We start from the raw sequence: 14,311 nt of genomic DNA on the forward strand, positions 1-14,311 counted from the left end.
GTCGGGGCTCGATTCCTCCTCAATCAACTGAATAAATATTTTCTGGAGCAATAGTCATGACCGTTAAATTAAAAGGTATTGTATTACCTCCGACATTGAACTACCCAAAACTCAATGATTTTAAGTTATTTGATATTATGGCGCAGGTTCCTGTTACCGCTGGATTGGTAGGGTCATATTTTTTAGGCTCCCGAAATGCAGACCCAACATATAACTTTGCAAACCCGTCACTGCCTTTAATTCAGCATTTGAGCCCAGACTACAGCGACTCAAAATGTTCAATTTTAAGTGTTAACAGAGGATATTACGACACACAAATAGTTCCGTCCACCTCGCAGACTATTGTCGCCATTGCAAAAGTACCTTCTGCAACAGGCGTTATTGCATCAAACTATTTTAAAGACAGCGGGGGGAGCATTTCAGGTGACTCTCTAATGGAGATTATCTCCACTGTAAAACAATTGCGATACTATGCGCAAACTGGTGCAAGTAGTATTACATCGGTAACCAGAGATATATCAGCATTCAATACCGGCGATTTTGGTGTCCTTGGTGGCATAATATCTTCTACTCCTGCCGTTGGTGCATGGTCAATGTCGGAAAGCCTACCACCGGACGCCACTATCGCTACATTACCCGCGAGAGCCATAAACTCCCGAACGCTCCGTATCGGCGCAAGTTACGATACCAGCGAGTTTATTAACGATATTGGAATTTCTGCAGTGCTCATTTACAACAACGATATTGGCAGGACAAACATAACCACAGTAATGAACTGGTTGCGGAATGTCGTAGGTGTAGAAGCGGGAATCTGGAGCGCACCTAAGAGTAGTTAGTTTCGGAAATGAGGTGCAATCCCCCCGTTTTTTAACCGGGGGGATGTTATTACAGTGACATTCCCTGAACTTCACCAATATCTTTAAACCGGTTATACATCAGATCCATTTCTGCGTTAGTTAACTGGCGGTCGTAGCAAGCATATCCCATAAATGCCAGCGATTTCGTTTGAGTAACCCGAGGGCCAGTATTCCCTACCCTGATAGTAGATGTCCCACGCATATCACGAACCACACCCGTCGGCGTCAGAGAGGAACCGGATTTTCCAGCTGTTTTATCCATTATTCGTTTGAGTCGCGGAGTGCCGTTAATGCCAGTTCCGTCATAGCAGCCAATAAGGCAGCGCCAGGAGGCTGTAGCTGCTGTTGTCGGCAAATCAGCAACATCCGTAATTATCACGTTGTTTGCAGACGATGAACCAGTGCCGCCGTCATACGTTGAACAGATAACATCACGGTATCCCTGAGCCTCAAGAACAATCCCCGATCCCACAACTGCGGTAGTGCCATCTGCTGCATAACTCTGGAATGTGCCTATAAGTTGGGTATTTCCGCCCCCGCCAGAATTCCACAGTTTAAACACTGCAAAGTAAGTGAAGTTTTCCGACTCCTTAATATTCAGATCAAGATACCCTCCCGGACCAAGCAGCGTTGAGTATGCGTCCAGTCTGGCAGGTGCACCGACAATTGTCGGTTGCATACCATCTTCTACAAGATTCACACCGAAAAGATCGCCCCCAAGACCAAAAGAAAGCAGGTTTTCTGATACAGGAACATCAATACCTATCCCGGATGCAAAAACAGAATCACCCATAACTAAATCAAGAGACATATTTAATTTCCTCTGACTGAATTTGTTGAATGGCGGCAAAATTATTGAGCGCGTACGGCTTATTAACGAGAGAAGATATATTTTCCTGAGTATACTGACCGTTTATTCCGTATACCCAGTTAAGTCCACCGACTTCATTGGACGAGTCGCTAATATTATGAGTCCCGTTATGGCTTTTATCGCCCAGGGACACAGTCACTGCTCCAGTTAAGGCACGACTGGCATTAATGCGGATCACACGGTCAGAAACTATTTCAACACTAAAATCTTCCGGGGAAAATGTCCCTGCACCATCTGAGAGCGTTATCCCTTTATCTGCGTGGAGTGTCTCTGTCCATTTATCGTAAACAGCAGAAAACTTCAGTGGCGCTACCCGTGGCGTTAGAGACAAATAAACTTTGTCCTCGCGATGAACAGCTTTCATTATCCGAAAAGTGAAATCACCATTACCAGAGTAATAGCGCCATAGTTCCCGCGCGAAGAGGCAACCCAGCTTGCGGTATGAGTTCGAGCAGAGATGTGCGCCGGGATTAGGCAGTCCCTGATACGAACCAACCAGAATGGTTTTGTCGGCCTGCTCCGGCAGTCTGTTCTGCGCCTGTGGTACGCCCATTGTGTTGATATAGGTGTTACCAATCTGGTTAATCAAATAAATTGGTTCGAAGGTCTGCCCGGATGCCGCCTTACAGGAATTGATAAGGTTCTGCCGCATAGTCTGTGACTGGGCGGCATAGTAAGTGGTGCTGGCGGAATTATCATTTTCTCCCTGCAGGTAAATGATCCCAATAACCTCAAACTCCACCCCATCAGCTGCACAGGCCTCCGCGACGCCTGCAAGAAAGGTTTCAACTCTGTTGTAAAGCTCCGGGGATGCTCCTTTCTGTAGTTGCGCGATCGACCGCCCTGATACACCGCAACTACCTACACAAACAACCATGTCATCGTCATTGGCGACCCCCATTGCTTCGTTGTGCAGGCGCTTGAACTCATTGCCTACCGTTGAACAAATCGTTTCGCCATATCCACTTTGCGGGATAATGGTTCCGTCCACGTCCTGACAAACTTCATGCAAAGGATAAAATTTATTCTCCCCGCCAACCGGCCCGTATACCTCACTCCCTGCCGGAGGGTTAGAGAAGAATGATCCTCGAGGCGACTGACCTAACATCACATTTCCATAAAGCGGTGTAGTCGTGAGCGCTGCATTGCTTTGCGCGCCAGCGGCGAAAGACTGCCCGTAAACAAGAATGACTTTTACTTTTTTACGGGACTTTGGAGAGCAACTGAAAATTTTATTGAAGCGGTTTGACTGCTTTGCAAAGGCTGAAGTTTCAAGCTGCTGAATAATCTGTTCCTCAGTCAAAACCGGAGTGGCGCTCCCGCCTTTATTCACAAAATTACCGTGAACGTAACCCCTTTCATCAATCCTGAAACATACCACTCCCCGCTTGTCAGAAACGCTGATCCCCTTGCCATCTTTTTTGATGGTTAGAGAAGTATTCCCGGACTTAACAGCTAACTGCAGCATGGTTTCAATATTCATTTTTGCCATCTGCAGTTTGCCGTTCTCAATCGAGGCCAGCATCACGCCGCGTTTATCGAAGATTCTGGTTTTACCGTCCAGCCCCTTTTTGAATGCGATGGTTTTATTCGATATCTCATTTTCTGACAGTTGCATGCCCGCGCCAAAAAAACCATTCGGGCCGAATTTCAGCAGCCGTGACAGAAAATAAACACCGCCCACATCATCGTTTTTCCACCCGGCGATAATAGTTCCGATCCTGTCCTTCCACCGATGAAAGAACTTCGTGCTGTGGCTTTTCTCAACGATTTCGTTAAGCGATTTAATCTGCTTATTGACCTGGTATTCAGAAGGTACCCACTCGGTACCATTCCACAAATATTGTTCTCCTGTACTGGTATCGACAGCCAGAACATTGGCTTTATCAGGTGTAAAGGCCAGCAGTTCCTGCAAAGAACTGAAACCCATAGCGCCGCCGTTCTCCTGGAAATTAACCAGGGTATCGTCAACTTTCTTTTGTTGCCGTCGCCATGAGTCTAATGGTTCTCCGGCGCGATCCGGGATGGTGGCCTCCGGGCCGTTCACCAGTTTATCGAGGCGCGTGGCATTATCCAGCAACACCTCCGGGGAGGTGCTCCCGAGCGGGGGAGTAAAGGCCATGTTTTTTGCTCCAAAAAGAGGCTTCGCCCAAACGAGGGTTTGAGCGAATGGCCGCGGCTTTTTACAATCAGCTATTTCAAGGAGTTAGATAGTGCTGATTGGCTATGCGAGGGTATCAACCGGGGATCAAAACCTCGATTTACAGAAAAACGCGCTGATCCGCGCAGAATGTGAGCTGGTTTTCGAGGATATGGCCAGCGGGAAGAATGCCCGGCGGCCAGGTTTAAAGCGAGCGCTGCGACGGCTCCGCCCGGGTGATGTGCTGGTGGTCTGGAAACTGGATCGGCTTGGCCGCAGCGTGCGCGATCTGATTACGCTCGTATCGGAGTTGCAGGCGCGTGGGGTGAATTTCCGCAGCCTGACCGACAGCATCGATACCAGTACGCCAGCAGGCCGCTTTTTCTTCCACGTCATGAGCGCCCTAGCGGAAATGGAGCGCGAGTTGATAGTGGAGCGTACCCGAGCCGGTTTAGCCGCTGCGAGAGAGCAGGGGAGAGTCGGCGGCCGCCGCCGGGTAATGACCACTGAGGTTGCGGAGCGAAGCCGCAGAATGCTGGAGAATGGGGCCACCCGGCGGCAGGTAGCCGATGTGATAGGTGTAGACGTGAAAACTATCTATAGGTACCTGCCTGCTTCTGAATAATCATTATGTTGCGTCTGTGCAGATCATTGATAGCCACTGCCAATATTGATCTGCTGCACACATGCATTTACTGTATTTATATACAGTATATTTGATAGGGGGTAGTATGCCGCGTTTATACGAAATCGAGACGGCGTGCCGGAACGCAATAGATATCCTGCCTAACGGAAAGCGCATCCTCACCACCAGGCGATTTCTGCAGGAACTGGAGAGATATAACTGGCACTGGTCACCGCGCCAGGCTAACCAGTGGATAGAGCACTACGTGACAACATTCCGCGACGTTTCAACTCAGGAAGGTGACGATCGCACGTTCCAGCTTTACAACCCGAATGGAGGGCTGTAATCGTGGGCTTTCCATCGCCAGCAGCAGACTATGTGGAAGGGCGACTGACCGTCGATAAACTCTGCGGTACCGGCCCTAATACTCGGATCGTGCAAACAGAAACCGGTTATGCCGTGGTTGATTTCTCCGTTAAACCAAAGCAGCAGGACACGGTATTGATCCAGTACTCCGGCGGTACAGATTTTGCAAAAGTCATGGGCCGCGCATTTATTACAAGAGACGGTGAGGCGCTGGAAGGCGAAGCACTCGACGACGTGGTAGTTTTAGGAATAGTGACATTCGTTATTACCCGGATAGGGAAGGATGATGATGATTATCCAGTAATATGAAGAAAGTATTCCCAGCCAATCATTAAGGGCTAATGCCAAATTTTCATGAGAAAATGAAGTTTTGAGGATGGCTAACTTATTGAAAAGGTTGTGTGTGAAATTTGAGGTATTTTCTCAGAAAAATAGCTAACTATCTGTTTTTAAATAAAAACAGTCCGGTCTCGAAAACCGGAGTAGGGGCAACTCTACCGGGGGTTCAAATCCCCCTCTCTCCGCCACTTTTCTTGCTCTAACCTTCCCTTCAATAACACCGTTAGCTTCAGGTATAACGCCTGCGCTGGGGTATCACCATCATCATCGTCCTGGTTTCAGCGTAGAGTCGCGGTAGCGCGCTTTATCCTTTTGGCACCTTATCGCCGCTTTTAGCCCGAACGAGCTTAAACGCATCATAAAGAGGGAAGGTACGCCTGGAAAGCGGCAATGTCGAAAAGAGTGATCTCAACGGAGCGGGAACATAAAAAAGCCCGCTGAACGCGGGCTTTGACGGGGATCAGAACTGATAGACCAGGCCGAGGGCGACGATATCATCGGTCGCGATACCGCTGTTTTTGTAGAAGCGGTCGTCTTCATCCAGCAGGTTGATTTTATAATCCACATAGGTGGACATATTTTTGTTGAAGTAGTAGGTCATGCCCACGTCGACATACTTGACCAGATCCTTGTCGCCGTAGCGAGAATAGGCGTAGAGATCTTTACCCTTCGACTGCAGATAGGCCACGGACGGACGCAGCGGTAAATTAAAGTCGTCGAACTGATACTGCGCGACCACTTCGAAGTTCTGCGTTTTGTTGGCAATTCCGCCAAAACTATCGTTGCCATAGAAGGTCATGTTGCGGGTCTCAGCATACATGGCGGCCAGATAGATGTTATTGGCGTCATATTTCGCGCCGACGGTCCAGGCATCGGCTTTATCGCCGTTGGCATAACGCTGGCTGCTACGCGCGGCCGCCAGCTGGTTATGGGTACGGTCAGAAGACGAATACGCTGCCCCGAAGCTGATGCCCATATCGAGATCGTAGTAGCTGGAGATACCAAAACCGTCGCCATTTTCCCGCGCCAGCTTACGTTTCCCACCGTTATTAGTGCCTTCGCCAGAACCGGCGTTTTCATTATTACCCTGATACTGCAGGGCGAAATGCAGGCCGTCGACGAGGCCGAAGAAATCGCTGTTACGGTAGGTGGCCACGCCGTTAGTACGGCCGGTCATGTAAACGTCGGTCTGGGTGTAGGTATCGCCGCCGAATTCCGGCAGCATATCGGTCCAGGATTCAATGTCGTAGACCACGCCGTAGTTACGGCCATAGTCCAGCGACCCGCAGTCGGCAAACTTCAGGCCGGCAAAGCCGAGACGGGTCCAGGAGTTCGCGCCTTCTTTTTCGCTGGTGTTCGCCTGAATGTTGTATTCCCACTGACCGTAGCCGGTTAACTCGGAAGTAATCTGCGTTTCGCCTTTCAGACCAAAGCGAACATAGGTCTGGTCGCCGTCCTCTGAAGCGTCGTCAGAGAAGTAATGCAGGCCGTCAACTTTCCCGTAGAGGTCCAGTTTATTACCGTTTTTGTTATAGATTTCGGCGGCATTAGCGGCGCTAGCCATTAATAATGCCGGAACCATGAGTGCCAGTACTTTTCTTTTCATTATATATTCCCTTTTAATAATAATTTCTATGAATTATGACAATCCCTCCGGAATGACGATCCGATACTAACGACTAAGTTCATCTTTATTTAAAATAAAATATGTAAATAAATAATGTTAAATATTTCAAAATATTTCTAAGTGGTTCTTTATATTAAATTTGGATGTTTGTGCAAAATTTATTATTTTCTTATATAGCAATACGTTATTGTATATTTTGTTGGTCGTTGTGAATTTTATGAAATAAATTGCACAAATAATAATCAGGCGCATTATTCATTATGGAAATTTATTTTGTGTGAATGTAAATATCCAGGGAATTATCAACCCAGCTTGCGATAATTAAGGAATGAATAGCTTTCAGCGTACGGGAGATAATAAGGACATCTCTTCAGCTTGTGCGCATTGGCAGCATAAGTCGCGAGAAGGCGCAGAAGACGAAGATGAAACTGCTGCCTGTGACGCAGGTTAGCGGTATAATGTGATGCGTGTCACGTTTTGAGTGACAATAGTCTGTTGTGTCACGGAGAGGAATGAGATGGAAGAGCAGGCAAAACGCAGCCCGGGAGGGAAACTTGCGCTCTGGGCGTTGTATGCTTTTTGCGGATATTGTGTCTGGGTCATTGTGCGTTACTGGTGGGTAGTGGGAAAAATTCACAGCGTTCCCGGCGCCAGCGTGGAGGGTGATTTTGGAACAACGGCCGGGAAATGGCTTGGCGCCCTGTTGGGCATGCTGGTCCTCGGCGGCATTGGCTCTATTCTCGGCGCGGTCGTCTGGTATACGCGTCCATCCCGCGGCGAGCAGGATCATCAGCGCTAAAATTGCTATGCTCGAGGCTGACCCTCAGATAAAGGAAAGCCTATGGACCTGGTTGACTGGCAGCAACGATTTGAGCGCTGGATACTGACGCACCATGCGCAGGATGACGCCGCACACGATCTGTCCCATTTTCGTCGCGTCTGGGCGACCGCCACTCAGCTGGCCGCGGGGGAGGAAGTCGACCGGCTGGTACTCCTCACGGCCTGCTATTTTCATGACATCGTCAGCTTGCCAAAAAATCATCCGGAGCGAAGTCGATCCTCGATGATGGCCGCCGAGAAAACCCTCGCCATTCTGCAGTCGGCCTTTGCTGATTTTCCTGCGGATCGTTACCCGGCGGTCAGCCATGCCATCGAGGCGCACAGCTTCAGCGCGGCGATCCCACCGCGCACGCTGGAGGCGAAAATAGTTCAGGATGCCGATCGACTCGAGTCGCTGGGAGCCATTGGTCTGGCGAGGGTCTTCGCTGTCGCCGGCGCCCTGAATACCATCTTGTTTGATGCCGAAGATCCTTTTGCTGATCGGCGGGCGCTGGATGACCGCAAATATGCCCTCGACCATTTCCAGTGCAAACTTCTGCGCTTGCCGGAAACCATGCAAACTGACAAGGGGAAAGCGATGGCGCAGCATAATGCCCGTTTTCTCGTCGAATTTATGGCTAAGCTCAGCGCGGAGCTGCAGGGGGAGCCGCTGGCGCTGGATGAAGCGGTTTTGCGCCGCTTTGCACCGCAGGCGTCAACCGACCGGTGATTTATGGTACTCTCTGCCAAAATCGTCCGCGTTGGTTGAGGATATGCCGCAAAAGTTAAGCAAGGAACACAGGTCGTTGTCGTTGGCTGAACAGGCCGGGGAAGACGCTGAGGCGCTGCTGCGTCAGCTGATGACGATCTACGATGTAAAAACGCTGGTTGCCGAACTGGTGAGCGTCGGCGAACAGCACTGGAGCGCGGCGATCCTCAAGCGCGTGGTGGCGCTTGGCCGCGTGGCGGAGCGTTTGCGCCCGCAGGAAGTTGCTCATCTGGCGACGCTCCTGCCTTCGCCGCCGGCCCATCATCCGCACTATGGGTTCCGTTTTATCGATCTGTTTGCCGGTATTGGCGGGATCCGCAGTGGTTTTGAAGCCATCGGCGGGCAGTGCGTTTTCACCAGCGAGTGGAACAAGCACGCGGTACGCACCTATAAGGCCAACTGGTACTGTGATCCGCAGCAGCACCGTTTTAATGAAGATATCCGTGATATTACCCTCAGCCAACGTTCTGACGTTAGCGACGAGGAGGCGGCGCGGCATATTCGTGAATCTATCCCTCAGCATGATGTGCTGCTGGCTGGCTTCCCCTGCCAGCCTTTCTCGCTTGCCGGCGTCTCTAAGAAAAATGCGATGGGCCGTGCGCATGGCTTTGCCTGCGAAACCCAGGGAACGCTGTTTTTTGACGTGGTGAGAATTATCGCGGCTCGTCAGCCAGCGATTTTTGTGCTGGAGAATGTCAAAAACCTCAAAAGCCACGATCAGGGGCGCACCTTCCGTATCATCATGCAGACGCTGGATGAGCTGGGATATGAAGTAGCTGACGCGGGGCATACCGGGCCGGATGACCCGAAGGTGATTGACGGGCGCCATTTCTTGCCTCAGCACCGGGAGCGCATCGTGCTGGTGGGTTTCCGTCGCGATCTGCAGCTGCATGCTGGATTTACGCTGCGCGACATCGCGGCGCAGTACCCGGCGGTGCGGCCAACATTTGGCGAGCTACTGGAGCCGACGGTCGATGCGAAATTTATTCTTACGCCGGTGCTGTGGAAATATCTTTATCGTTATGCCCGCAAGCATCAGGCGCGGGGCAATGGCTTTGGTTATGGCCTGGTTGACCCCGCCAATCCCCACAGCGTGGCCCGGACGCTTTCTGCCCGCTACTATAAAGATGGTGCCGAAATTCTCGTCGATCGCGGCTGGGACCGGCCGCTCGGTGAGAAGCATTTTGACGATCCGCTGAATCAACAGCGGCGCCCTCGCCGGTTAACGCCGCGCGAATGCGCCCGGCTGATGGGCTTTGAATCCCCGCAGGGGGCGCGTTTTCGCATCCCGGTATCGGATACGCAGGCCTATCGTCAGTTTGGCAACTCGGTGGTGGTTCCGGTCTTCGCCGCGGTGGCGAAACTCCTGGCGCCGCGCATCGCTCAGGCGGTGGCGCGCCGCGAAGCGGATGATAATGATGGCGGATGTTCACGATAAAGCGACGCGCAGTAAAAATATGCGGGCGATCGCCACGCGCGATACGGCGATTGAAAAGCGGATAGCGGCGCTGCTGACCGGGGCGGGATTCACCTTTGTCGCCCAGGATCGCGCGCTGCCGGGACGCCCCGATTTCGCCTTACCCGACTACCGCTGCGTTATCTTTACTCACGGCTGTTTCTGGCATCACCATGACTGTTATCTGTTTAAGGTGCCGGCCACCCGCACGGCATTCTGGCTGGACAAAATCGCCGGTAACGTGGCGCGCGACGCCCGCGACCGGCAAAAGCTGGCCGAAGAGGGCTGGCGGGTATTAATCATCTGGGAATGCGCCCTGCGCGGGCGCCTTAGGCTGAGTGATGCGGCGCTCACCGAGCGTCTGGAAGAGTGGATCTGCGGCGCCGGACACGACGCGCAGATCGATACGCAGGGGATCCGCGAACTGACGACTACTTCGACGCCTTACAAGGAGTAGCCTCGCTGCGGACGGGGAAGAGATATTTCCCCAGCGTCACCAGCACTACGGCGAAAATAATCACCGCCAGCGCCAGCCACTCAATGAGCGACAGGCTCTCGCCGCCGAACCCAGTACCGAGGAGCACCGCGACCACCGGATTAACATAGGCGTAGCTGGTGGCGACCGCCGGGGTGACATTGCGGATTAAAAACATGTAGGCGTTAATGGCGATCAGCGAGCCAAAGATGGCCAGATAGGCCAGGGCAGCGATCCCGGACCAGGAAGGGACGCGGGTTAAGGTTTCACCGCTCAGCCATGAGGCCACCAGCAGGACGATCCCGGCGGCGAGCATCTCGATTGCCCCCGCCATCATGCCGGTCGGCAGTACGATTCGCGAACCGTAAACCGAGCCGAAGGCCCAGCTTAGGGAACCAATCAGGATCAGCAGTGCGCCCCAGGGGTTGCCGTTCAGGTTGCCTCCGCTGTTGAGCATCACGATACCCGCAAGGCCAATGGCAATGCCCAGCCACTCCAGTTTACGGGTGGCGATGCCGAAAAAGCGGCTGAAGCATAAGGTGAACAGCGGTACGGTGGCGACCATCACCGCCGCGATGCCGGAGGGGACGTGCTGATGTTCAGCCAGCGTCACGAAGCCGTTGCCAACCGCAAGCAGCAACACGCCGATCAGCGCAGCGTTAAGCAGCGGACGACGCGCCGGTAGCTTATGGCCGGTGGCCAGTAGCCACCCCAGCAACAGCACGCCGGCAGCGAGAAAACGAATGCCGGCCATCATTAGCGGCGGCCAGCTGGCGACCCCGACGGCGATAGCGAAATAGGTAGAGCCCCAGATGATATACAGCGCAAACAGCGCCCCGATGAGCGGTAAAAGCTGACGGGTAGACATACTTCCTCACGACGGTGCAGAGATAGAAAGGGGACATATAGTAAACGTGAAAACTATCGTGCTGGCGAGTGGTTAATTTGCGTCAGGTTGTTAAATTTATATTGACTAATTGTACCTTGGGCACCGGCCGTTTTTTAACGCATACTCGAGGGAGACATTGATGAAAAGAGAAGGAAAATCATTTTGGCAGGAAGTAGTCTTTTAACATTACTTGATGATATCGCCACGCTGCTGGACGATATTTCCGTGATGGGCAAGGTAGCGGCGAAAAAAACGGCGGGGGTGCTGGGCGACGATTTGTCTCTCAATGCCCAACAGGTTACCGGCGTGCGGGCGAATCGCGAGTTGCCCGTGGTCTGGGGAGTGGCGAAAGGGTCGTTCGTTAACAAAGTGATCCTCGTGCCACTGGCTTTGTTGATCAGCGCCTTCATCCCCTGGGCGATTACGCCATTGTTGATGCTGGGCGGCGCGTTTCTCTGTTTCGAAGGGGTGGAGAAGGTACTGCACAGTCTGGAAGCGCGGAAACACAAAGAGGATCCTGAACGGCGGCAGCAGCGTCTCGCCGCGCTGGCGGAGCGCGATCCGCTGGCCTTTGAGCGTGACAAAGTAAAAGGCGCGATTCGCACCGATTTTATTTTGTCCGCGGAAATTGTCGCCATTACCCTCGGCATCGTGGCGGAAGCTCCGCTGCTTAACCAAATCCTTATTCTTTCGGGGATTGCGATTCTGGTCACTATCGGGGTGTATGGCCTGGTGGGGGTGATCGTCAAGCTGGACGACATGGGTTACTGGCTGGCGGAAAAACGTAGTGCGCTGGCGCAGTGGCTGGGTAAAGGGCTCCTGGCCGTCGCTCCCCGCCTGATGAAGGTGTTGTCCATCGTCGGGACGCTGGCCATGTTCCTCGTCGGCGGGGGGATAGTCGTTCACGGTATTGCGCCGCTGCATCATGCCATCGAGCACTGGAGCGCGGGGTTGGGTGGGGTGATGGCCTCCACGCTGCCGGTCGTCGCCAACCTGGTGCTGGGTTTTATCATCGGCGCGGTGGTGCTGGCGGGCGTTAAGGCGGTGAGCAGCCTGCGTGGCGCTGGAAAGTAGCATGGCGAAACGCAGCGTAACGGCGCCGCGTGTTCTACCCTGAAAACGCCCCGGGTATCGACAGAGACCGGGGCGCTGACGCCGCGAGGTTTGCGCAACGTATTGCGAGAGAAAGATGGATAAGCCACTGCGGTTGAAGTTAAAAAAGTGCTACCACCTGGCTCGCCCGGCGCATGTGGTTAACGCTTGTTTTATCGCAGTGGTGTTTTTCTCCACGCTGCTGATCTGGCGTGAAATCAATGACCTGGAAGAGGCCTACGTGGCCAACCAGCGTAACAATCTGTCTAACGTCGCTCATGAAATGGATGGACTGTTGCAGTTCAACATCGACAGAATGATGTTTTTTCGCCATGGGATGCAGGCGGCGCTCGAACAGCCGCTTGATATCGATGTATTGCGTAAGGCCAGCCAACGCTATCTGAGCCAGCGCCATCAGCAGGCCTGGCGGGTGGCGCTACCGAATCGGCGTAAGCTGCCGGTGTTTGGCATCTCAGGCAGCGTCGCTGGCCACAACCCTATCCTGCTGGTGGACGATCCGCTGGCGGCTGATGAACTAATGGCGACGCTCGAGCTGGGTTATCTGCTAAATCTGACGCAGCACGATCGCGATTTCGCCGAGCGGATGCAGTATATCTCTCGTAGCGGCTTTTTTACCTCGACCCTGCCGCTGCGGGATGAGTCGCAGGTGATAACGCACTATTCCCAAGCCCTCGGCGCTCCGTGGTTTACCCGCCAGACCCAGCGAAATAATCCGGGGCGAGGCTTTATCTGGCAAACCTTTCCTGACGATGACCCGCAGCTGGAAGAGCAGGTGGTCACCGCTTCGATACCGTTGGATTTTGCCGGTTACTGGCGCGGCGTGCTGGCGATGGATTTCTCAGTCAGTGAAATCAAAGCGTTTTTGGTTAGCGCCATGGAGGGGGGACAAGAGGGAGAGTACCAACTTTATGATAGCCATTTGAACCTGCTGGCTTCTTCCGCGCCGGGGAATGTCCTGACCCTGCTGTCCCCGCGCGAGCAGGAGCTGCTGAGCCGCGCGTTTGTCCATGATAACCAGGGAGGGCTGCGTCTGCTGACGCGCTATATCAGCTGGGCCAAACTGCGCAATTTTGACGGCGTGCTGCTGCGGATCCACACTCTGCGGGAAGGCGTCCGCGGGAACTTTGGCACCATCACCATCGCCCTGACCCTGATGTGGGTCCTCTTCACCTTGATGCTGTTGCTCTCCTGCTGGTGATCCGCCGCATGGTCCGCAACATGAGCGTTCTGCAAACCTCTCTGGAGTGGCAGGCATGGCACGATGCCTTGACTCGCCTGCTCAATCGCGGGGCGCTGTTTGAACAGGCGATGGCGGTAGCCAGCGACTGCCAGCGCAGCGGACGGCCGCTGGCGGTGATCCAACTCGATCTGGATCATTTTAAGCACATCAACGATCGCTATGGTCATCAGGCGGGGGACAGGGTGCTGTCGATGGTGGCCAGTACGCTGTCCAGCGCGGTTCGGCAGGGCGATCTGCTGGGCAGAGTGGGCGGAGAAGAGTTTTGTATCGTGATGCCGAATACCACCCTGCAGGAAGCGGCGGCGGTGGCGGAGCGATTGCGCCAGCGTATCCAGGGACGGGAAGTCTTTTTGCATAACAACGTGACGCTGCGGGTTAGCGCCTCGTTAGGGGTGAGCGCCAGCGAAGAGCGGGGGGAGTATCAGTTTGAAGCGCTGCAGTCGGTGGCCGATGGGCGACTCTATCTGGCCAAGCAAAATGGGCGTAACCAGGTCTGTTTCCGCAGCGCAGCGTGAGTAAAACGTTTCGATGCCGATTGGCAAAATGAGAATTATCTTAAAGTGATCGCAGGCGATCGCGCTATCGAATGAAACCGGTTTGCGGCTAAGCCTTCTCACATCAGCCTTGCAGCCCGGTCAGTCACCAGGCGCCAACATTCTCAATATTTTGCGTCATGAATATCTCTTGTCATGCAAAATAATTGAGGATAATGTTTCAACGCATCG

The 14,311-nt window shown here is 53.1% G+C and carries 13 protein-coding genes and 1 pseudogene; 10 read left to right on the plus strand and 4 right to left on the minus strand.

All coding sequences use genetic code 11. The features are described 5' to 3' along the window. Positions 1 to 56: 56 nt before the first annotated feature. Positions 57 to 836 (plus strand): hypothetical protein, encoded by a 780-nt coding sequence (locus RRF55_RS08380; RefSeq protein ID WP_439419115.1) that lies wholly within the window; start codon positions 57 to 59, stop codon positions 834 to 836. A gap of 49 nt (positions 837 to 885) precedes the next feature. Here RRF55_RS08380 and RRF55_RS08385 read toward each other — a convergent pair whose 3' ends face one another. Both RRF55_RS08385 and RRF55_RS08390 read right to left on the minus strand, forming a co-directional pair. Beyond that, positions 886 to 1,668: a hypothetical protein gene (locus RRF55_RS08385; RefSeq protein WP_439419116.1), complete on the minus strand. Its 783-nt coding sequence runs from the start codon at positions 1,666 to 1,668 to the stop codon at positions 886 to 888. Then, on the minus strand, positions 1,658 to 3,850 hold the full coding sequence (locus RRF55_RS08390; RefSeq protein WP_439419117.1) for a sialate O-acetylesterase: 2,193 nt from the start codon (positions 3,848 to 3,850) through the stop codon (positions 1,658 to 1,660). Before RRF55_RS08390 ends, RRF55_RS08385 begins: the two co-directional genes overlap by 11 nt. A 91-nt stretch (positions 3,851 to 3,941) precedes the next feature. On the opposite strand from RRF55_RS08390, the gene RRF55_RS08395 reads away from it, so the two are divergent. From RRF55_RS08395 to RRF55_RS08405, 3 genes are all read left to right on the plus strand, one after another. Continuing rightward, positions 3,942 to 4,493 (plus strand): recombinase family protein, encoded by a 552-nt coding sequence (locus RRF55_RS08395; protein WP_420693019.1) that lies wholly within the window; start codon positions 3,942 to 3,944, stop codon positions 4,491 to 4,493. Between the two features lie 106 nt (positions 4,494 to 4,599). Continuing rightward, positions 4,600 to 4,839, plus strand: coding sequence for a hypothetical protein (locus tag RRF55_RS08400; RefSeq protein ID WP_032735112.1), 240 nt, complete (start codon positions 4,600 to 4,602; stop codon positions 4,837 to 4,839). A 2-nt stretch (positions 4,840 to 4,841) separates the two neighbouring features. Further along, positions 4,842 to 5,168, plus strand: coding sequence for a hypothetical protein (locus tag RRF55_RS08405; RefSeq protein ID WP_039104012.1), 327 nt, complete (start codon positions 4,842 to 4,844; stop codon positions 5,166 to 5,168). A gap of 490 nt (positions 5,169 to 5,658) precedes the next feature. On the opposite strand, the gene ompC is transcribed toward RRF55_RS08405, so the two are convergent. Further along, on the minus strand, positions 5,659 to 6,804 hold the full coding sequence (ompC, locus tag RRF55_RS08410) for a porin OmpC (RefSeq protein ID WP_002911596.1): 1,146 nt from the start codon (positions 6,802 to 6,804) through the stop codon (positions 5,659 to 5,661). 538 nt (positions 6,805 to 7,342) lie between these two features. Between ompC and drpB the strand changes: the two genes are divergently transcribed. The 4 genes from drpB (at position 7,343) to RRF55_RS08430 (ending at position 10,326) form a co-directional block, all read left to right on the plus strand. Further along, positions 7,343 to 7,624, plus strand: a complete 282-nt coding sequence (gene drpB, locus RRF55_RS08415; protein WP_004151461.1) for a cell division protein DrpB — start codon at positions 7,343 to 7,345, stop codon at positions 7,622 to 7,624. Positions 7,625 to 7,666: 42 nt separating this feature from the next. Then, the gene (locus tag RRF55_RS08420; protein WP_002911594.1) at positions 7,667 to 8,374 is read left to right on the plus strand and encodes a phosphohydrolase; all 708 of its coding nucleotides are present in this window, start codon (positions 7,667 to 7,669) and stop codon (positions 8,372 to 8,374) included. 76 nt (positions 8,375 to 8,450) lie between these two features. Further along, positions 8,451 to 9,851, plus strand: coding sequence for a DNA cytosine methyltransferase (locus RRF55_RS08425; RefSeq protein ID WP_004175390.1), 1,401 nt, complete (start codon positions 8,451 to 8,453; stop codon positions 9,849 to 9,851). Next, on the plus strand, positions 9,832 to 10,326 hold the full coding sequence (locus RRF55_RS08430) for a very short patch repair endonuclease (protein ID WP_015874955.1): 495 nt from the start codon (positions 9,832 to 9,834) through the stop codon (positions 10,324 to 10,326). Before RRF55_RS08425 ends, RRF55_RS08430 begins: the two co-directional genes overlap by 20 nt. Here the strand turns inward: RRF55_RS08430 and yedA are convergent. Beyond that, on the minus strand, positions 10,301 to 11,212 hold the full coding sequence (gene yedA / locus RRF55_RS08435; RefSeq protein WP_016529443.1) for a drug/metabolite exporter YedA: 912 nt from the start codon (positions 11,210 to 11,212) through the stop codon (positions 10,301 to 10,303). The genes RRF55_RS08430 and yedA overlap by 26 nt on opposite strands. Positions 11,213 to 11,395: 183 nt before the next feature. Here yedA and RRF55_RS08440 point away from each other — a divergent pair, with 183 nt between their 5' ends. Together RRF55_RS08440 and dgcQ are read left to right on the plus strand one after the other, a co-directional pair. Beyond that, positions 11,396 to 12,307, plus strand: a complete 912-nt coding sequence (locus RRF55_RS08440; RefSeq protein ID WP_002911591.1) for a DUF808 domain-containing protein — start codon at positions 11,396 to 11,398, stop codon at positions 12,305 to 12,307. Between the two features lie 115 nt (positions 12,308 to 12,422). Beyond that, a pseudogene (dgcQ, locus tag RRF55_RS08445) lies at positions 12,423 to 14,101 on the plus strand (cellulose biosynthesis regulator diguanylate cyclase DgcQ). The last annotated feature ends 210 nt before the right edge of the window (positions 14,102 to 14,311 follow it).

This window comes from Klebsiella sp. K47, assembly GCF_051858335.1.
Classification (GTDB): Bacteria; Pseudomonadota; Gammaproteobacteria; order Enterobacterales; family Enterobacteriaceae; genus Klebsiella; species Klebsiella pneumoniae.